The sequence below is a fragment of the Paraburkholderia aromaticivorans genome, assembly GCF_012689525.1.
GTDB classification, from domain to species: domain Bacteria; phylum Pseudomonadota; class Gammaproteobacteria; order Burkholderiales; family Burkholderiaceae; genus Paraburkholderia; species Paraburkholderia aromaticivorans_A.
In genome coordinates this window covers 135,101-154,677 of sequence record NZ_CP051516.1, presented here as the reverse complement: position 1 = coordinate 154,677, position 19,577 = coordinate 135,101, and the positions used below count along the sequence as shown (strand labels likewise).

19 protein-coding genes and 1 tRNA gene are annotated in these 19,577 nt (G+C 62.8%); 8 read left to right on the top strand and 12 right to left on the bottom strand.

Annotated features, from left to right (window positions below):
- Nucleotides 1–130: 130 nt before the first annotated feature.
- From HF916_RS28715 to HF916_RS28695, 5 genes are all read right to left on the bottom strand, one after another.
- Nucleotides 131–206: transfer RNA gene (locus HF916_RS28715), tRNA-Ala, on the bottom strand.
- A gap of 76 nt (nucleotides 207–282) precedes the next feature.
- The gene (locus HF916_RS28710) at nucleotides 283–633 is read right to left on the bottom strand and encodes a c-type cytochrome (protein WP_168792297.1); all 351 of its coding nucleotides are present in this window, start codon (nucleotides 631–633) and stop codon (nucleotides 283–285) included.
- A complete protein-coding gene (locus HF916_RS28705) occupies nucleotides 630–1,427 on the bottom strand; it encodes a BON domain-containing protein (protein WP_168792296.1) in 798 nt (265 codons plus the stop codon). Before HF916_RS28705 ends, HF916_RS28710 begins: the two co-directional genes overlap by 4 nt.
- Nucleotides 1,428–1,453: 26 nt before the next feature.
- Nucleotides 1,454–2,041, bottom strand: coding sequence for a phosphoheptose isomerase (locus HF916_RS28700; protein ID WP_168792295.1), 588 nt, complete (start codon nucleotides 2,039–2,041; stop codon nucleotides 1,454–1,456).
- Between the two features lie 215 nt (nucleotides 2,042–2,256).
- On the bottom strand, nucleotides 2,257–2,721 hold the full coding sequence (locus tag HF916_RS28695; RefSeq protein WP_431311449.1) for a YraN family protein: 465 nt from the start codon (nucleotides 2,719–2,721) through the stop codon (nucleotides 2,257–2,259).
- Between the two features lie 37 nt (nucleotides 2,722–2,758).
- Between HF916_RS28695 and rsmI the strand changes: the two genes are divergently transcribed.
- Nucleotides 2,759–3,637 (top strand): 16S rRNA (cytidine(1402)-2'-O)-methyltransferase, encoded by an 879-nt coding sequence (gene rsmI / locus HF916_RS28690; protein WP_168792294.1) that lies wholly within the window; start codon nucleotides 2,759–2,761, stop codon nucleotides 3,635–3,637.
- Between the two features lie 127 nt (nucleotides 3,638–3,764).
- Here the strand turns inward: rsmI and HF916_RS28685 are convergent, their stop codons facing one another.
- Nucleotides 3,765–4,367, bottom strand: a complete 603-nt coding sequence (locus HF916_RS28685) for a septal ring lytic transglycosylase RlpA family protein (protein WP_431311448.1) — start codon at nucleotides 4,365–4,367, stop codon at nucleotides 3,765–3,767.
- A gap of 637 nt (nucleotides 4,368–5,004) precedes the next feature.
- On the opposite strand from HF916_RS28685, the gene HF916_RS28680 reads away from it, so the two are divergent.
- From HF916_RS28680 to HF916_RS28670, 3 genes are all read left to right on the top strand, one after another.
- Entirely contained in the window at nucleotides 5,005–5,649 is a 645-nt protein-coding gene (locus HF916_RS28680; protein WP_168792292.1) for an MBL fold metallo-hydrolase, read from the top strand.
- Nucleotides 5,646–6,275 (top strand): exonuclease, encoded by a 630-nt coding sequence (locus HF916_RS28675; protein ID WP_168792291.1) that lies wholly within the window; start codon nucleotides 5,646–5,648, stop codon nucleotides 6,273–6,275. Before HF916_RS28680 ends, HF916_RS28675 begins: the two co-directional genes overlap by 4 nt.
- A 90-nt stretch (nucleotides 6,276–6,365) precedes the next feature.
- Nucleotides 6,366–6,824, top strand: coding sequence for an Lrp/AsnC family transcriptional regulator (locus tag HF916_RS28670; RefSeq protein ID WP_012431468.1), 459 nt, complete (start codon nucleotides 6,366–6,368; stop codon nucleotides 6,822–6,824).
- Nucleotides 6,825–6,880: 56 nt separating this feature from the next.
- Here the strand turns inward: HF916_RS28670 and HF916_RS28665 are convergent, their stop codons facing one another.
- From HF916_RS28665 to HF916_RS28655, 3 genes are all read right to left on the bottom strand, one after another.
- Entirely contained in the window at nucleotides 6,881–8,134 is a 1,254-nt protein-coding gene (locus HF916_RS28665) for a cation diffusion facilitator family transporter (RefSeq protein ID WP_168795687.1), read from the bottom strand.
- Nucleotides 8,135–8,442: 308 nt separating this feature from the next.
- Complete coding sequence (locus HF916_RS28660) at nucleotides 8,443–8,745, bottom strand: H-NS family nucleoid-associated regulatory protein (RefSeq protein WP_132376344.1); 303 nt, start codon at nucleotides 8,743–8,745, stop codon at nucleotides 8,443–8,445.
- A 396-nt stretch (nucleotides 8,746–9,141) separates the two neighbouring features.
- Nucleotides 9,142–9,804 carry a HugZ family protein gene (locus HF916_RS28655; protein WP_168792290.1) on the bottom strand — a complete coding sequence of 221 codons (663 nt, stop codon included), beginning with the start codon at nucleotides 9,802–9,804 and terminating at the stop codon, nucleotides 9,142–9,144.
- A 193-nt stretch (nucleotides 9,805–9,997) separates the two neighbouring features.
- Between HF916_RS28655 and HF916_RS28650 the strand changes: the two genes are divergently transcribed.
- Nucleotides 9,998–11,209, top strand: coding sequence for an MFS transporter (locus HF916_RS28650; protein ID WP_168792289.1), 1,212 nt, complete (start codon nucleotides 9,998–10,000; stop codon nucleotides 11,207–11,209).
- 259 nt (nucleotides 11,210–11,468) lie between these two features.
- Nucleotides 11,469–12,803 (top strand): collagen-like triple helix repeat-containing protein, encoded by a 1,335-nt coding sequence (locus tag HF916_RS28645; protein WP_168792288.1) that lies wholly within the window; start codon nucleotides 11,469–11,471, stop codon nucleotides 12,801–12,803.
- 164 nt (nucleotides 12,804–12,967) lie between these two features.
- Here the strand turns inward: HF916_RS28645 and HF916_RS28640 are convergent, their stop codons facing one another.
- The 3 genes from HF916_RS28640 to HF916_RS28630 form a co-directional block, all read right to left on the bottom strand.
- Nucleotides 12,968–13,984 (bottom strand): cupin-like domain-containing protein, encoded by a 1,017-nt coding sequence (locus HF916_RS28640; RefSeq protein ID WP_168792287.1) that lies wholly within the window; start codon nucleotides 13,982–13,984, stop codon nucleotides 12,968–12,970.
- 133 nt (nucleotides 13,985–14,117) lie between these two features.
- Nucleotides 14,118–15,263: a branched-chain amino acid ABC transporter substrate-binding protein gene (locus tag HF916_RS28635; protein ID WP_168792286.1), complete on the bottom strand. Its 1,146-nt coding sequence runs from the start codon at nucleotides 15,261–15,263 to the stop codon at nucleotides 14,118–14,120.
- A 423-nt stretch (nucleotides 15,264–15,686) separates the two neighbouring features.
- Complete coding sequence (locus tag HF916_RS28630; protein ID WP_168792285.1) at nucleotides 15,687–16,790, bottom strand: NAD(P)H-dependent flavin oxidoreductase; 1,104 nt, start codon at nucleotides 16,788–16,790, stop codon at nucleotides 15,687–15,689.
- A 252-nt stretch (nucleotides 16,791–17,042) separates the two neighbouring features.
- Here HF916_RS28630 and HF916_RS28625 point away from each other — a divergent pair, with 252 nt between their 5' ends.
- On the top strand, nucleotides 17,043–17,741 hold the full coding sequence (locus HF916_RS28625; protein ID WP_168792284.1) for a dienelactone hydrolase family protein: 699 nt from the start codon (nucleotides 17,043–17,045) through the stop codon (nucleotides 17,739–17,741).
- Nucleotides 17,742–18,007: 266 nt separating this feature from the next.
- The gene (locus HF916_RS28620) at nucleotides 18,008–19,528 is read left to right on the top strand and encodes an amidase (protein ID WP_168792283.1); all 1,521 of its coding nucleotides are present in this window, start codon (nucleotides 18,008–18,010) and stop codon (nucleotides 19,526–19,528) included.
- Nucleotides 19,529–19,577 lie beyond the last annotated feature (49 nt).

The window sequence follows — 19,577 nt, the reverse complement described above, 5'->3', positions numbered from 1 at the left end:
CCCTAGAAGTACCCCAACATACCCCCGGATGTCAGTGGATCATACCGGACATTATAGGCCACAAAAAACCCCGCGCGCCTTTGCAGCTGCGGGGTTTCCGGACTTTCCTGGATTACCTTGGATTTGTTCCTGGTGGAGAGGAGGAGGATCGAACTCCCGACCTTCGCATTGCGAACGCGACGCTCTCCCAGCTGAGCTACCCCCCCAACGTGCAAACAATTCTAGCACAAGCATTTTCCGTTTTGCCAAGCCCGCCGGAGCCAGCCAAACAGCAACAAACCATCACCTGGAAGGCGCACCCGCAAGCACCCAATCCACCACCGCACGAATGTCCGCATCGCTCATCGACTGATGCGCGGGCATCGGAATCATGCCCCACACGCCGGAGCCGCCGTCCTTCACCTTGCGCGACAATTTCGCCGGCGCTTGCGCGTCGCCCTTGTACTTCGCGGCAATCTGCTGGAACGATGGGCCGACCAGTTTGCGGTCCACCGCATGACATCCCATACAGGCATTCGCGTTGGCGACCAGTTGACCACGTGGCGCATCGGCGGCTCGCGCAGCCGGTGCGGCAACACCCGCCAGCGCGCCAAGCATCAGCCCGCTGACTACGGCGGCAACACCGCGCATCATGGCGTCGTCGCCTTCGGGTTACCTGGATGCACGGCGTTCGAATTGGTGACCGGCGCGGGCGCCTGCTGTTCGAGCGGCCGCGAACTCACCGACGAATCAGGAATAGCGCCGACGGTCGGCGCGCTCGCGTCCGGTTGCGAAGCCGCTGCTACAGGCGCAGTCCCTGCTGCCGCGGCAGCCGCCGCGGCTTCCGCCGGCTGGATGTACTGGAACACCTTCACGACCTGCACCACGCCCGGCACACGGCTCGCGACGTCGGCGCCGCGATTGCCTTCGTCCATGGTGACGAGGCCCATCAGATACACCGAGCCACGCTCGGCCACCACCTTGAAGTTGTTCGCCGAAATGTTTTTTTCGGCGATCAGCGCGGTCTTCACACGCGTCTCGAGGTAAGTGTCATTGGTGCGCGACGAGAACGAACTGGCCGGCATGATCGTCAGTTCGTTGACGATCGTGCTGACGTTGTTCAGGCTACGCACGATGGTCTCCGCGCGTTGCTTCGACACGTCCCCCGCCACTTCGCCGGTCAGCAGCACGCGGCGATTGAACACCGCCACATTGACGTGCGCGTTGTCGGGCAAGTTCTGGCTGATCTGCGAGAGCGCCTTCACCTGCAACTCACGATCCTCCGTCTGCGCGCCGAGCGTGCGCCGGTCGGTCGCCACCAGCGCGCCGCCGCCCGCCGCGCCGGCAACGGCGAGAAAGCAACCCTGCAACGTTGCGGACAGCCCCGCCGCGAACCCAACCACCAGCACGGTTCTCACCAGTGTCTTCTTGACGCGGAATACGCTCATCAACTAGCTCTCCTTCGGAATCAGTCTCAGTCTTCGCCCAGCAACATGGCATCGATGCCGTCGCACAGACAATGGATGGTCAGCAAATGCACTTCCTGAATGCGCGCGGTGCGATCCGACGGCACACATACATGGATATCGGTATCGCTCAATACTTCCTGCATGCGTCCGCCGCCCTTGCCGGTCAGCGCGACCACGATCATTTCGCGCTCGTGAGCGGCCTCGATCGCGGCGAGCACGTTGGCGGAACTGCCGGACGTGGTGATCGCCAGCAGCACGTCGCCCGGCTGGCCGAGCGCCCAGACCTGCTTCGAGAAAATCTGTTCGAACGAATAGTCGTTGGCGATGGCGGTCAGCACCGATGTGTCGGTGGTCAGCGCGATCGCCGGCAAGCCGGGCCGCTCGCGCTCGAATCGGCCCATCAGTTCGGCAGCGAAGTGTTGCGCGTCGGCCGCCGAGCCGCCATTGCCACACGCGAGAATGCGATTGCCATTGGCCAGCGCGGCGAACATCGTGTCGATCGCAGCGGCGATCGGCATCGACAGGGTTTCGAGGGCTTCGAGTTTGACTGCCGCGCTGTCGCGGAAGTGTTGTTGAATGCGTTCGACTGACATCGAGTCTCTATCTTCTACCGCGAATGGCCGCACTGCGCGGCCGTGTTGTGAAGTCGTATTGCGAAGTCGTGCCGCTCCGATGAACCTGGCCAGCAACGCCGTGCAGGCACGCAAACCATCGCTTATTGCACTGCTTCCTGCGTTGTCGACGTCGCCCCGTGGCCTGCACGCGAGCGCAAGTTTATCGCACTCACGCGCGTTCTCCCCGCCAGGCGTCAGACTTCGTCGGCACGGAACGCGTCGCGCAACCACACGAGCCGGCCGGCCTCGAACGCAATCACGTCGAACCGGCATGCGGGCTGATCGCGCAAATGCGAGGCCCGCGTCGCCAGAAAATACTGCGCGGCGCGCACGATGCGCTGCTTCTTCTGCCACCCGATACTCGCCGCCGCGCCACCATATCGCCGCTGCGCACGCGCGCGAACCTCGACGAACACCAGCGAGCCGTCCCGCTCGCGCATGATGAGATCGATCTCGCCGCGACGGCACGACACATTGCGCGCGACGAACCGCAAACGCTGGCGCTGCAAAAATTCCTGCGCACGCAACTCGAAAGCCGCGCCGACGAGTTTGGACCCGACGAGTCCCGAAAAGTTGTGCGCCGTGGCGAACGCGCCGATCGGCGCCGCCGCGCTCACGGCCGGTCCACCGCGCGGGTCGCGTGACACTGCGTGGCACAATGGCGGCCTCGTTCCGTCTGTTTGCGTCTTCTGCCTCATGACTCCTCTCTCCGAACTCGCGCAAGGGCAGCAGTACCCTACTGCCGCGCTGTATGTGGTGGCCACGCCGATCGGCAACATCGCCGACGTCACGCTGCGCGCGTTGCATGTGCTCGGACTGGTGGACCGCATCGCCGCCGAAGACACCCGCAACACCGGTCAGTTGCTCGCGCGCTACGGCATCTCGAAGCCGCTCGTCGCCGTGCATCAGCACAACGAACGGGCCGCGGCACTGCGTCTGATCGAGCATCTGCAAGCGGGCGAACGCGTGGCCTACGTGTCCGATGCGGGCACGCCGGGCATCTCGGACCCCGGCGCGAAACTCGTCGATGCGGTCCGAGATGCCGGCTTTCCCGTCATCCCGCTGCCCGGCGCGAGCGCGCTCGCGACCGCGCTGAGCGTGGCCGGCGACTGGGTCGCGACGTTCTCGTTCCTCGGCTTCCTGCCGCCGAAGGCAAAAGCCCGCGCCGCAACGCTGCAGGCGCTCGCAAGCCATCCTCACGCGATGGTGTTCTACGAAGCGCCGCACCGTATCGTCGAAACGGTGCAGGCGCTGGCCGACGCATTCGGCGGCGAGCGCAAGCTGCTCATCGCACGGGAATTGACGAAGTTACATGAAGCGCTGCATTGCGGCACCCTGGCCGAAGGGCCAACGTGGCTCGCCGCCGATCCGAACCGGCAACGCGGCGAATTCGTGCTGGTGGTGGAAGGCGCGCAGCCGGAAGCCGCCGGCGAACACGATCACGACGCGCTGCTAGGCATTCTGCTGGAGGAGTTGACGGTGAGCAGCGCGGCCAAAGTGGCGGCGGCCATCACCGGAGCGTCGCGCAACGCGCTGTACACGCGCGCCTTGGCGCTGAAGAAAGACGAAGAGTAAAGCTGACGGACAAACGAAAAGGGCCGCGCAATGCGGCCCTTCGTTTTTCTGCGGACACAACCCAAGAGGCCGCCGTGCAGCGCGGCGCTACGAGGAGCGCGCCAGAAGCGCGCTCGCCGCCGCTACATCACTTCTGGGCGATCGAATCCGAGTTCGACGCCAGCATTTCATTACCCGCAGCGCGCGCTTCCTGCTGCGTCACACTTTCAATCTCCACCCGCGCCGTGCCTGCGTGGCGCATGTCGAGCACGGACGCGGCAGCCATGGACAGATCGATCACGCGGCCGCGCGCATACGGACCACGATCATTGATACGCACGACGACCGAGCGCGACGTGGCCGGATTGGTCACGCGCACATAGGAGCCGAGCGGCAACGTACGATGCGCCGCGGTCAGCGCGTGCATATCGTAGCGTTCGCCGTTGGCGGTGCGGCGGCCATGGAAGCCACGGCCGTACCACGAAGCGCGGCCGGTCTGATGAAAGTCCGAGATGCCGGAACCGTCATCGGTAAGAGGCTTTGCATCGGCCAGCGACGAGCCTTGGGCGGTCGCGTCGGAGGCCGGCGCGCTACCGAAAGCTTGCGGTCCGAAGGAGCCCGCCTGCGTCAATTTCGTGCTTTGCGGCACGCCGCTATCCGACGTGCTACCTGCGCCCGGAGGCGTGGCGCAACCCGCCAGCACAAAAAAGGCAAAAAGAGTCCCCAGACCACGGGATAACCGAGTTTTCATAAGACGTGCAATCACATTGTCGAGCCGCATCACGCAAACTTGAGCGTGTTGCCTGCGACTCCGGCGGCAATGGACGACAACGCGCCGCGCAGACGAGCGCAGAACGTCAAAGCCCGGATGCGGCTCACTCAGCCGCTACCGCACGGTTAATTTTCACGTCTGGCGCAACCTGTCCCCGGCAGCCTGACCAGACCCCACATGCCGCCATCGAACGTGGCAAACACGTTCTTGCGCGCGAAACTCAGCGTGCAGGAACGGCGGCGTAGGCCCCACCCAGCGTCACGGCAGTTAAGTCCGTAGCAGGCGCGCGGCGCCTGGCTGGGCAAGACGTGTGCATCGAAAGCATCGATACTTGATGGCCGTCCAAAAGTGCGACAGCCCATACTTGAGTGGCGATCCGCGTGCCCATTTTTGATGGGGACGCACCGCCTTGTGGCACGCACAGTTCCCTGTGCATGAGGTGCATTATACCTAAAACAGAATTCCGGGTTGGCAAGCGACTGAAAACCTTGATGAATTTTCACGCATGCTGCAAAAATGAGCAGCCCAAAGCCTGCTGCGTCGGGGCTTCAGCACCCTCGGCGAACGTGGGCGAGAGGCCGGTACAATCAACGTTTTTCCAGCGGCGCCGTCATCCATGAAAGTCACCTTGATCCCCGTCACGCCGTTCCAGCAGAACAGTTCGCTGCTCGTTTGCGAGGCAACCGGACGCGCGGCCGTCGTCGATCCGGGCGGCGACCTCGACATCATTCAGGGCGAAATCGCGCGGCAGAACGTGACGGTCGAAAAAGTTTTTCTGACGCACGGTCACATCGATCACTGCGCGGGCGCGAAGACGCTGGCCACGCACTACGGCGTGCCGATCGAAGGCCCGCATCCCGACGAACACTTCTGGCTCGACAAGCTGCCGGATCAAAGCACGCGCTTCGGCTTTCCGGCCGCCGAAGCGTTCGAACCGGATCGCTGGTTGCAGAACGGCGAGAGCGTGCAGTTCGGCGACGAAACGCTCGAGGTCTATCACTGCCCGGGCCATACGCCGGGCCATGTGGTGTTCTTCAGCCGCGCGCATCGACTCGCGCTGGTGGGCGACGTGCTGTTCGCCGGCTCGATCGGGCGCACGGATTTTCCGCGCGGCAATCATGAGGATCTGGTGCGCTCGATCCGTGAAAAACTTTGGCCGCTCGGTGACGACGTTACCTTCGTTCCGGGCCACGGTCCCACTTCGACGTTCGGCGCAGAACGCCGCACCAATCCGTACGTCGCCGACGGAGTCGAGGCATGAGCAGCGAAATCTACGTGAGCACCGATGTCGAAGCGGACGGCCCGATCCCGGGTCCGCATTCCATGCTCAGTTTCGCCTCCGCCGCCTACACGGAAGACAAGCAGTTGATCGCCACCTTCTCGGCGAATCTGGAGTTGCTTGAGGGAGCCAAGGCGCATCCCGTGCAGGAAGCGTGGTGGAAGACGCAGCCCGAAGCATGGGAAGCCTGCCGCAAGGACTTGCAGACGCCGGCGGCCGCATTGGCGGCGTATGTCGACTGGGTTGAAGCGTTGCCGGGCAAACCCGTGTTCGTGGCGATGCCGGCCGGCTTCGACTTCACTTATATGTTCTGGTACATGATGCGGTTCGTTGGCCGCTGTCCGTTTTCCTGGTCGGCGCTCGACATCAAGACGCTGGCCTTCGCCATGACCGGCCTGCCGTACCGCAAGAACATCAAGCCGCGCTTTCCCAAACACTGGTTCGACGAACATCCGCATACGCATGTGGCGCTGGACGACGCGATCGAACAAGGCGCGCTTTTCTGCAACATGTTGAAGGATCTGCGCGCAAGTCAGGCGATCACGCTCGCAGCGGGTAAAGATGGGGACGGCACAGGACAAAACGCCGCTGAGGAACCGGCAAATTAGGTAATCTCCCTCGTCGAAGCCGTTTTACATTGCGTTTCGTTTTCGCGCCCTCTACCATGCGTTGATACGGCGACGCAAACGGAGGCGCAGTTGACACTCGATACGTTCTCACAAAAAATCCTGCGCCTATTGCAGCTCGACGCACGCCGCTCGGTGCAAGAAATTTCCGACCAGGTCGGCCTGTCGAGCACGCCATGCTGGCGGCGCATCAAGGACATGGAGCAATCGGGGGTCATCCAGCGCTACACGGCGCTGCTGGATCGGGAAAAGCTCGGGCTGCACGTGTGCGCCCTCGCGCATATTCACCTCACGCGGCACACCGAAGGCGGCGTGGAACAGTTCGAGCGGGAAATCGCCACCTGCCCGGAAGTCACCGAGTGCTACAGCACGACCGGGGAATCGGACTACATCCTCAAGATCGTCGCGCCGGATATCAAGGCGTACGACAGCTTTCTGCACGAACGCATCTTCAAGATTCCCGCCGTCGCGCAGGTTCGCACGAGCGTGGTGCTGCGCGAGATCAAATTCGATACGCAACTGCCGCTGTGATCCGTTGATGGCTTAACGACGCCACGCGGCAGCATGCTCGCGCGGCGCCGCGGGTATCAAGTCGCGCTGTGCGGTTCCGTCGCCTTAGTACGTTCTTCAATGGCCACGCCGGCTTTGGCGCCGAGCGTCGCCGGATCGGCTTCCGCGGACACCGCGTCCAATTCCTGTAGCAGTTCCACTCTGCGCGCGCCCAGGCGAGTCTTGAGCGCCGCCAGATCTATCCGCCCAAGCCGTTGCGTTTCGCTGTCCAGCGCGCCCGACGACAACGCATCCGGCAGCACAACTTCGACATCCAGTCCCGTGCTCAGGTAGTGGATATTCACCGCCGCCGCCTTCACGCCGTGAGGCGCCAACGCGGTGTTCACCTCCGCGATCACCCGCTCGCGAGTAGGCAGATTGAAGAGCGGACGCGCAAGCGCATCGTTCTCGGGATCGACATGAATCAACGCGTCGAGCACGCGGTTGTCCGTCAGCACGCGCAGACGCGCCGACTCGGCGATGTAGTGTCCCTCGGATACCGAGATCAGCGGATCGACCAGAATGTGCGCGTCGACGAGCGCGAAGTCGCCCATCTTGCGCGTGCGCATTTCGTGCACGTCGCGTACGCCGGGCGTCGAGAGCAGCAGCGCGCGCATGTCGGCGGTGGCGGCGTTGTCGAGCGCGCGGTCGGAGAGATCTTGCAGCGCGTCCCAGCCGAACATCCAGCCCATGCGCGCCACCATGAAGCCGACGATCGCCGCGGCAATCGGATCGAGCAGTCGCACGCCGGCAAGGCTGCCGACAATACCGATCGCGACCACCAACGACGACGCCGCGTCGGAGCGCGCATGCCAGGCATTGGCGATCAACATGGCGGAACGCACGCGTTGCGCCGCGCGCAGCATGTAGCGAAACAGACTCTCTTTGGAAATCAGAACCAGCACCGCGACCGCGAGCGCGCTCATATGCACGGCGGGGATGTTTTGCAAATCGGCGAGACGCGTTCCGGCTCGCCACAACATGCCGACGCCCACTGCGATTAGGAGCGCGCCCAAAAATAACGACGCCACGGTTTCATAGCGGCTATGTCCGTAATTGTGATCTGCGTCAGGCTTTGCGCCGCTGTGCCGATTGGCAATCAGCACGACAAAATCGGAAATCAGATCGGCGAGGGAATGGACACCGTCGGCGACCAATGCCTGCGAGTGCGCAAACACACCGATGACGATTTGCAGCGTCATCAACACCGTATTGAGCGCAATACTGACAAAGGTACTTTTGCGCGCAACGCGATGTTTTTCGGCGGATTGGGCAGCGGTGGCGGCAGGCATCTCAGAAGCGGCATGAAAGTTCACTTCTTGCATTCTACCCGGCGCATCTCGAAACGCGCTGGAGATGTCTAAAAAAATCCTTTTAAATCAGCCGCTTATCTAAACGAAAAGCATTCGCGTTCAAGCTTGGTGGAGTTCACGCGACAAAAACCACGGCATTGGTTGTGGCAATAAAAAACCGCGTCCTCGACGGTACGCGGTTCTCTTTCGCAACGGCAGACGCTATAAAGTGCATCTGATTGAAGCTATTCGTATGACTTGATGGCCAGAAGCATTAGTTGCTGGCAAAGAAGCGGCTGGCCAAAACATTACTTCTGGATCAGAAACTTCTCACGATCCAGACCTGCGATCCAGCGCGGCGGCTTGCCACGGCCCGACCACGTGCTGCCGCTATCCGGGTCGCGATACTTCGGTGCGACACCTGCGCGCGGACGCGCGGCTTTAGCACCCTTGGCGGCACGACCGCCGCCGAGTTCTGTCAGAGAAATGCCGTAGTCGGTCATTTTCTGCTTGATCTCATTCAACACTTCAGCGTATTCGCGCGACTTCGCTTCTTCGATCTGCTTTTCGAGCTTCTCGCGCTGGGCGAGTAGTTCCTTGTAGGAAGACATAGGTTCCCTTTGTGGTTTGGATAAATGACTGCCAGTCTTAAGCCAGCTTGCCCTTTGAAGGTGGATCATGCCTCGGAATTTGATGGCGAGATTAACACAAAATAGAAAGATTACAGAAGAGAGTGCGTAAAATTAATCCGAATTCGTTTCAAAAAATTTCCGTCGACCACCGAACTACATCACTCCCTTTCAAATAGCTGATTTCGCATTTTGCTGAAAAACGCAGTCGGCATCAGTAATTACGGGATTGACTATCAAAAAATGAAATTTAAGATTGCGATTTGGCATCAACATTTCACGCCATGAGAGCTTTAACATGAGACGTCGTAACCTATTGCGACAGGCGGTCTGCGCTGTTATTACGCATGAGTGTTTTCCCCAAACGGCGGGAAACAACTAATTCACGTAGCGCTGCATGCAATCTTCTAGCGCCGCGCGTAAGGTTTCAGTATTGGGTTGGGCATCGTCGAAGGGAAAACGGCTGCGTTCACCGTTCAGTTTCAGATCCACGCCATATCGATCGACGCCAAGCAGCTGAAATTCACCCTTACTGCCGGAGTGAGCCGCGAATTGCGCGATCAGCGCGTTCTCTTCATCGAAACCGAGTGGCGGCAATGGATCGAGTTCATCGCCGGCAAGCCACCCCATTGCACCGAAGCCGCCGATATAACGCAGCCGCTCGAGCCTCATAACCCAGAAAGTGAAGTCGCCGAGCACGAGGTAGCGCTCCGCGTCGGGGTGATAACGCAGATAACGCTGCACCACTTCGGGCGTCGAGTCGACCGGTTCGAAGGTGCCGAGCAAGGTGACACGCTGGCCGCTCAGCACGTCGCCGTCGGGGGCGTCGACGGCCAGAAAACCGGCGCGCGGGTCGGCGTGCAGGTTATGGGTATGCTCGGCGAGCCGGCTCACGAGGATCGTCGGACGATGTTGCAAGTTCGGCGCGAACGGCAGCACGGACGGATAAGGGAAACCTTCCGGCTGGCGCGCGTGCGTGGCGAGCGTGCCGACAGCGGCTGTGTGCAGCAGATGCAGCGGAGCGTGAGCGGGAATATTCAAGTGCGTGTTCCTCGATAGATGAGCGGCGAATCACAAAAACCGGCAAGCGGACCGCCCGACGCCTGGCACGTCCAGGCTGAACAATCGCAAGTAGGCGGATTGCGCCTTCCAAGCATAAGACAGCATGCTTCGTTAGAATCGGAAATTCGCTTTCAACGCGCTTTCTCGCGCGTCACCCCTCCTCGAGATTTCCGTGTCAGACCGCTCCTCCGAATTCGCCGCCCTTCCCGCCGCTCACCGCGACCTCTCCGATACCGCGCGGCAGCGAGCCCGTATTGCCACGATGGCGGTGTTCTTCATCGCCGGCATGATGTACGCGTCGTGGGGAGTGCACGTGCCGACGGTGCGCGACCGTTTTCATCTGAACGCCGCACTGCTCTCGTTTGCCTTGCTGGCCGTCGCCGGCGGCTCGATCGGCGCGATGGCGGCCAATGCTTCGTGGATCGCGCGGGTCGGCACGCGCCGCGCCTGCCTCACGGGCGGCCTCGTGATGGCGGTGTGCGCGGCGCTGATTCTGGTGGTGCCGGCTTACTGGCTGCTGCTGGTCGTGCTGGCCACCTTCGGCGCGGGCATGGCCACGCTCGATGTCGCGATGAACGCCGAGGCGAGCGCCGTCGAGAAAGCGCTCGGCAAGCCGATCATGTCGTCGTTGCACGGCATGTTCAGCGTCGGCGGGATGTTCGGTGCGGCGGTCGGCGGCGCGCTGCTGTCGCGCGGCATGGCGCCGGCGGTGCATCTCGCGCTGGCTGCCGCGGTCAGCGCGCTCGTGCTGATCGCCGCCTGTCCTTCCGTGCTGCCGCACGTGCCGCATGCCGATCATCCCGACTCCGCCACGCCGCGCGCGAATCGCTGGCGCTCGCCGGCGTTGTGGGCGCTCGGCGCGATGGCGCTGGTCGCGCTGATCGCGGAAGGCGCGATGTACGACTGGGCGACCGTCTATATGCGCGATGTCGTGCTGGCCACGCCCGCGCTCGCGAGCGCGGCCTACGCTGCGTTCTCGGGCGGGATGGCGGCCGCGCGATTTGCCGGCGACGCGGTGCGCGCCCGCTTCGGCGCGCCGCAACTGGTGATGGCAAGCGCGACGCTCGCCTGCGTCGGGATGGTCGGCGCGCTGCTGCTGCCGAATGCGGTTGCGGCGCTGATCGGCTTCACGCTGATGGGTCTTGGGCTCGCGAACATGATGCCCGTGCTGTTCGCGGCGGCAGCGAGCGTCAAAGGCATTCATCCGGCGGAAGGACTCGCGCATGTTGCCGGGCTGGCGTACTTCGGGCTGCTGCTTGGGCCGGTGATCATCGGCGCGGTGACGCAGGTGACCAGTTTGCCGATCGGGTTGTCGGTGGTCGCGATCTGTTCCGCGTTGATCGCGCTCGTCGGTCCGAAGGTGTTGCGGCGTTTGAAGATCTGACGCGAAGGCGCGCCGCTGCTGCGTCGTCGCGTGCGGCGGCATACGAAACGCGCTCGCCTTGCGTTACGTTACGCATCGGCCGCGCGCTGAGGTGTTCCGCGACACATCGGTTGAATGAAGCCTGGCCGGCTTCTGCTCTCATGTGGCCAACACGTTGATTCATATGCATTTCTTTCGTTAGACGGCCACGCAGATAGAAATGGCATAGGCCTTGCAATTAGTTCCCCCAAGTAATGACCAAACTACGGGGGACCGGACCATGAATCGCAAATTCAAGCTGACGGCGATCGCCATGTGCGTCGCGTTGATGATCATCCTGACGGGATGCGGAAGCACCTTGACCAGGCCGGGCGTGGGGAGCGGATCGGGCGACGGGACGCCGACGCAGACGCCAACGCCAACGCCCACGCCCACGCCGACTCCCACGCCGACTCCCACGCCAACGCCAACGCCGACGCCGACACCGACACCGACGCCCACGCCAACTCCGACGCCCACCAGCGCCAACCCCGTCGGCGTCGTCGTGCAAAACACCGGCAACGTCGTCACCGCCGTCGGCCAAACCGTCTCCGCCGTCGGCGGCCAGATCGGCCTCACGCCGATTCCGGGCGCGAATCCGGTGACCACCACGGCGCTCGGCAATGTCGTGTCGAATCTCGGCAACGGCGTGACCGCAGTCGGTACGGGCGTGGCGAACGGCTTGAGCCAGTTGGGCAATTCCACCGATCCGCTCGGCAGCGCCGTCTCGACGGTCGGCAACGCCGTTAGCGGCCCGGGGACGCAACTCGGCTCGCAGTTGACGAACGGCCCGATCCAGCAAGTCACGCAGACGGTCAGCACCGCGATCACGCCGATCACGAGCACGCTCGTGCAGACGACGCAAACCGTCGGCGACACGACCGGTCTCGGCGCACCGCTGAACGGACTGCTCTCGACAATCGGCCCTGGCCTCGACAGCGCCGGCGGCAAGCTCAGCGGCGCGACCGGCAATCCGATCGGTGACAATCTCGGCAACGTCGTCACCAAGCTCGGCGACACGGTCACGTCCGCGGGCGGCCTGCTGACGGCGGGCGGCTCCGGTAGCAGCAATCCGCTCGGCGGCATCACGGGCATTCTGAATCCGGGCAGCGGCGGCGGCGCGGGCTCGCCGCTCGCCCCGCTGACCAGCATCCTCACCGCGCTGCCCGGCACCTTGAGCGGCGGCCTGACGGGCGGCAGCGGCGCCGGCAGCCCGCTCGCGCCGTTGACCAACGTGGTCGGCACCTTGACCGGCAGCCTCGGCGGAGCGGGCTCGGGCAGTCCGCTTGCGCCGCTCACCGGCGTCGTGAGCTCGGTTACGGGCGCATTGAGCGGCGCGACGAGCAGCGGCGGCAATCTGCTCGCACCGGCGACATCGGTGGTGTCGACGCTGACCGGCGCGCTGGGCTCGGCCACGGGATCCGGTAGCAGCGGCGGAACCGGCAACCCGCTCGCACCGATCACCGGCCTCCTGACCACCGTCACCGGCACCTTGAGCGGCGCGGCGACGTCCGCCGGCGGTGCGACTGGCGGCAACTTGCTCGGCGGTCTGGGCGGCCTCGCTTCAAAGAAGTGACGAACAAGAATAACGACAGCACGTAGCGGCGCGATAAAAACAGGCGTCGAAGGGGGGCGGCGAGCCGGGCAACCGGCTCGCTGTTTTTTTATCGGCACGTCGGGCTGCGCGAGTCACACTCTAACTACGCAGCGCCGACGAGCCGCGCTCGCTTCATCCGCGCGTCACAGTTCGTGATACGTATCGTAGTGACGCGAGAAGTCGTTGCCGCGCAGAAAATTGGTGAAGGTCATCGTCACCGATGCGTCGAGTCCTTCCACGAAATGCCACCAGCCGATCGGCAGAAACAGCAATTCGCCGGGCGCGAGCGTGCATTCGATCAACTGCGCTTGCCGCATCGACGGGAAACTGTCGTAGTCGATCGCTGCGCCGTCCACTAGCGAATAGCAATGCAGATGGTTCGCCATATGCGGCGTGTCGGACAGCGGCACGAGTTTGATCTGTTTGCGGCCAATCACCTGCGCCATGAAATTGTTGGTCAGGTCATGGTGAAACGGCGTCTTTGTGCCAGCCGGTCCCATCCAGAAGAAACCCTTATCGGGAGACGCGGCGTCGAGATATTCGTCGATTGGCGGCACGTCGGACCATAACGCCGCGAGCGCCGCGCGATTGTGCGAGGTGTTATTGGCGGTCATGTAGAAATCGTTAGTCGGCCCGCTCTGCTCGACGAGGTCGACATAATGGGCAAAGCGCATCATGCGCCTGAGCTTGGGCTGATTGATTTCGTAATTCGCGTCCGATTCGCGGCCGAACTGCACTTCCACTTCGCAATCGCCGCACTGCTCGCGAAGGTAGTTCCAATTCCATCGCGAACGCGCAGGCCAAAAATCGAATGCACCGGTGATGATCACCGGCCGGTTCTGAAAGTAGTACTGCTCAAAGAACGCGTCGCACGATAACCGTTCGCGCCGTTCGATCACACCGCTCGCCGCGCGCATGCGATTGAGCTCGCCGTACACCGACAAAATCCATTCGCGCTTACGCAAACGATTGCGCAGACGCGTTGCACCGTGAAAATAAGGACTCGCGAGCGCCGCGTCGATTTCTCGAGTGGCATCGCCCGCGTCGAAACCGTGGCCGACCAGCGCGCCATGCAACGCGGATGACGGTGCATCGAGCAGCAGATTTTCAGCGATCCAGCGGCGCCATGCGTCGTCGAACGAACGGGTCACAGGGGTCACGGCAGTCTCTCCGAACGATGGGGATCCGCAAAAAGAAACCGCAAAAGAAAAAGCACGCGGACCTTGCGGCGCGCGTGCCTTTTAAACCATGCAACCGAAGACAGACAACACGCTGCCTTCGGTCACGCGATTTTTACATCTTCACTACGTCGAGCAGCGTCTTCTTGCCACTCTTGTAGTTGTACAGCGAGATCACGCCGTGTTGAAGGTCACCCTTCGAGTCGAACGTGGTTTCGCCGATCACACCCTTGTAGTCCGTGCTCGGCATTGCTGCCAGGATCTTCGCCGGATCGGTCGAGTTCGAACGCTTCATAGCGTCAACGATGATATACACAGCGTCATACGTGAACGGTGCGTAAATCTGGATCGGCTGACCGAAACGCTTCTGATACTTGGCGAGGAACGCCGAGCCGCCAGCCATCTTCTCGAGCGCCATACCGGCTTCCGAGCAGACGATGTTGTCGGTTGCGTCGCCAGCCAGGTCCGACAGCTTGTCGGTACACACGCCGTCGCCTGCCAGCACCTTCGCGCGCAAGCCGAGCTGCTTGGCTTGCTTGGCGAACGGGCCGCCGGTGGCGTCCATGCCGCCGTACATGATCGCGTCCGGGTTTTCGCCCTTGATCTTCGTCAGAATCGCGCGGAAGTCGACAGCCTTGTCGTTCGTCGCGTCATGCGACATCACGTTCAGGCCCAGCGACTTGGCGGTCTTTTCGAATTCGTTTGCCAGACCCTGGCCGTAGGCGGTCGAGTCGTCAACGATCGCGACGCTCTTCACTTTCAGACCCTTCGCTGCGTAGTTAGCCAGTGCCGGACCTTGTTGCGCATCGGTCGCCACGACGCGGAACGTCGTCTTGAAACCTTGTTGCGTGTAGACCGGGTTCGTTGCGGACGGCGAGATCTGCACGATGCCTGCATCGCTATAGATCTTCGAAGCCGGGATCGACGTGCCCGAATTCAAGTGGCCGACCACTGCGACGACCTTATCATCGACCAGTTTCTGGGCGACTTGAGTTGCCGTGCGCGGGTCGGCTGCATCGTCTTGCGCATCGAGTTGCAGCGTGATTTTCTGGCCACCGATCGTCAGGCCCTTGGCGTTGATTTCTTCAACTGCCAGGCGCGCGCCGTTTTCGTTGTCTTTACCCAGGTGAGCGATACCGCCAGTCAGCGGTGCAACGTGACCGATCTTGACGACCGTGTCGGCTGCAGCCGAAGTTGCCAACGTCGCGAACAGCATCGCCGCAGCGCTGATCGGCAACAACTTTTGAATCTTGATGTTCATGTAAGTCTCCAGTTTCGGTCCCAAAAACAACGTAATCGCCCTGTGCCCCCGCTTCCCCTACACGTGTCGCTCAGTCCCGTGGACGACCACGCCGGTTGCATCGTTCATGCACTTGGCCAGCACGCTCACCGGACTGTTTGTGGCAGGCGGCAAACCGTACTTGCGCGCAAGTGTAGGCCATCAAATTAATTTGTGGGGCTTTTTTGAGGAAGTGGGATGAACACTAATAGCGTTTATCCAACAGGCACTGATCCGGACTGGAGAGAGTGACTGGAAAGCACCAGCCCATGCGGGTTTCCGCTATGTGAGGCTTTCGTCTAACAGCATGGCCTAAAGCTTTTAGCGTGTTAAACCGTTAATCATCCGAATAGGCTTCGTGCTTGAAAAGCAGGCACGTCCGGACCCCGTCCGGATCGTGCTGAATCAGCGTTTGAACGCGGCGATGCGCGCGGTCGCGTCGCGCCATTCGTGTTCGAGTTGACCCATCAGTTCGGCGGCGCCGAGACCTTCGCGGCGGGCGCGGCCTAAAGGCGCGCCCTGGCCTGACCATAGCGAGAGATAGTCGCCGTTTTCCGCGCGGCTCGCGGTTTGCCGCAACTCCTGCGTCAACGCGTTTTGCACCGGATACGGCGCGACCTTCTGCGCCGCTTCGCTCAAACGCTGCATCAATGGATTGCGTATGCCGCGCGCATGGCGGCCGGTGATCGCGCGCGTGACCGAAGTCGACGTGTCGGACATGGACCGCACGCGGGTTTTCCATGCCTGTGGAATCGCGCTCTCGTGGCAGGTGAGAAACGCGGTGCCCATCACCGCGGCTTGCGCGCCGAGCGCGAGCGCGGCGACGATGCCGCGTCCGTCCATGATGCCGCCGGCGGCGAGCACCGGCAGCCCGGTCGCGTCGACGAGTTGCGGCACGAGCGCCATCGTGCCGACCAGCGCGTCTTCGAATGCGCCGATGAATGTGCCACGATGCGCGCCCGCCTCCGCACCTTGCGCGGCAATCGCATCGGCGCCCGCGTCGCGCCAGGCCACACCTTCGGCAGCATGCGTCGCGGTGCCTATTACATATAGACCGTTCGCGTGCAGACGGGCGACGTCGTCGGCCGGGAGCAAGCCGAATGTGAAGCTCGCCAGCGGCACGCGCAATTCGATCAGCGTGTCCAGTTGCGCGCGGAAATCCGGCGCGTAGCGCGCGAGCGGAGCGCCCGGCGGCAAACCGAGGTCGTGGCGCAAGGGATCGATGGCTTCGAGCGCGGTACGCACGGTCGCGTCGTCGGGCGTGGCCGGTTCGAGCACGAACAGATTCACGCCGAACGGACGATCCGTCAGCGCGCGGATCGCCGCGACTTCGCTCGCGATCTTCTCGGGCGAGAGCGCCGCGCCCGCCAGAAAACCGAGACCGCCGGCGTTCGATACCGCGGCGACCAGCGCCGGCGTCGTCGCGCCGCCCGCCATCGGCGCCTGTACCACCGGCACGCGCAACCCGAAACGCTCCGCAAACGGCGTCACAAAACTGCCTTCACTCATGATGGATTCCTTTCCCGTCAATGCGCTCGCGACACTAGCGAGCCAATACGCTTCAATGTACCGAGGCGGCCCGCGCGGGGAAAATGAATTATCGAGAACGTTTCAATCCCCTTACGAGATTTCCACCGCATGGAGCCCCGCTGCACGGCGTTTCTTTTGATGGCAAACTGACCGCCCGCTTCAGGTATTCAGGCCTCTGGCGTTCATTCAGACCGACCTCGCACAGCCGCGCGCGAGTCAATGGAGAGCAACATGAGCACCACTTCCCAATGGATCGACATTCCCGCCGGTAACGACAGTTTCGGCGGCTACCTGGCGTTGCCCAAAGGCGGCAAGGGACCGGCCGTCATCATCATTCAGGAAATCTTCGGCGTGAACAGCCATATCCGTTCGGTCGCGGATCAGTACGCGCAAGACGGCTACGTGGCGCTCGCACCGGACGTGTTCTGGCGCGTGCAACCGCGCGTGGAATTGACGTATGACGGCGCCGATCGCGAGAAAGGCATCGAGCTGATGCAGAAACTCAAACTCGACGAAGCCGTGTCCGATATCGGCGCAGCCGCTGCCGCGCTACGCGCGATGCCGGAAGTGACCGGCAAGGTTGCGGCAATCGGTTACTGCTTCGGCGGCCGGCTCGCGTATCTGGCTGCGGCGCAAGGCACGCTCGACGGCGCGGTCGCCTACTACGGCGGCGGCATCCAGAACCAGCTCGACGAAGCCGCGAAGATCAAGGTGCCGATGCAATTCCACTACGGCGAACTCGACGCGCATATCCCGCTGTCGGCCGTCGGTGAGATTCAGGAACGCTTCGCCGGTCGCACCGACGCCGAATTCAACATCTATCCGAACGCCGATCACGGCTTCAACTGTTCGGACCGCGCATCGTATAACCAGCGTGCCGCCGCGTTGGCGCATGGCCGCACGCTCACGTTCCTCGGCGAACGTCTGTAACGCGCGGTTCTAGTTGGCGCGCTTGTGTGTGCCGCTATTCGCGTCGATTAATTGCGCGCGCCCATTGCGCTTTTTTGTTGGCGCTTTTGATTTGCGCCAGTAACTCGCGTGCGTAACTCAGTTACTCTCTCAAAGACGGCGTGTCGGTGGCACGCCGTCTTTTCCATGTGTGACGATCAATCCAGGCGACGGTACCTCGCGGCGCGGTTCATCGCGCGCATGGACTGCCGGCCGATTCAACACTCGATAGCGAGGGCTCATTCGTCGTGCACTCAGATTATCTCGCCCATGACGCCACCGGCCTCGCCGAACTGGTACGCAAGCGCAAAGCAAGCGCGCGCGAGTTGCTCGACATCGCGATTTCACGGACGGAAGCCGTCAATCCTGCGATCAATGCGATTGTCCTGAAGGACTACGATGCAGCCCGTCAACGCGCATCACGCGACGACGCGAGCCGTGCGAACGGCGCAAACAACGCCGATGGCGTCAGCGCGCAAACAGCGCTGGCCGGCGTGCCGTATCTGATCAAGGATCTCGGCGCGCCGGTCGCCGGACTGCGCATGGCCATGGGCAGCCGCCACTACCGCCATTTCATTCCCACCGAAGACGCGCCGGTGGTCGCACTGGCGAAAGCGGCCGGCCTCAACATCTTCGCCAAGACCAGCACGTCCGAACTCGGTCAGATGCCTTATACGGAGCCCGAACTGTTCGGCGCGTGCCGCAATCCGTGGAATCTCGACCATACGCCTGGCGGCTCGAGCGGCGGCGCGGCGGCGGCAGTTGCCGCCGGCATCGTGCCGCTCGCACATGCGTCGGACGGCGGCGGGTCGATCCGCATTCCGGCGTCATGCTGCGGACTCTTCGGCCTCAAACCTTCACGCGGACGTGTGCCGCGCGCGACTGCGGCGGTGGCGTCCGGTGAACTCGGCGTCGATCATGCGGTGTCGCGCAGCGTACGCGACAGTGCATTGCTGCTCGATCTGCTTGGCGGCAATGTCGACCGGCCGCTCGGCGCGCCGGGCACGTTTCTGAGCGCGAGCCGCGAGCCGTGCAAGCCGCTGAATATCGCGTACGTCACCGAGCCTATGCTCGCGCCGTCGCTTTCCGCCGACGCGCGCGCCGCGCTCGACGACGCCGCGCAACTCGCCAGCTCGCTCGGCCATAACATCGAACCGGTGTCGCTCGGCATCGATTTCGCGGCGGTTCGTCATGCGTTCCTCACGCTCTGGTCGGTCACAGCGGAAGACCTGGTGCTGAACGCCGAGCGCATCAGCGGCCGCAAACCGCTACGCGCCGAATTCGAAATTTCGACGTGGACGATGGCGCATGTAGGCCGTAAACTCGGCGAACGCGGACTGCCTGCCGCGCTCGAAGAACAGCGCCGTATCACCGAACGGCTCACCGATCTGCTGAATCGCTACGACGTGATTCTGTGCGCCACGCTCGCCGCGCCGCCGATCAAGATCGGCGAGATGCAGCCCACTTCGGCGGAACGGATGCAGATGCGCGCCGTCACCACCATGCCGCTCGAAGCGCTGATGAAGAAGGTGCTGACGGAAGCCTCGAACAAGGCGTTTACGTGGGCCGGCTGCACGGAACTGTTCAACCTGAGCGGCCAGCCGGCGATGTCGGTGCCGCTCTACTGGAATGCGCGTGGGCTGCCGGTCGGCGTGCAGTTCGCGGCGCGCGACGGTGGTGAAGCAACGCTTCTGCGTCTGGCCGCGCAGCTCGAAACAGCGCGGCCGTGGTTCGACAAGCGGCCGCCGTTGATACAGGCACGCAACTAGGCGAAGACACTGCCGGCGGCGAGAGAAGGTGTCGTGGCAAAGTGACTAA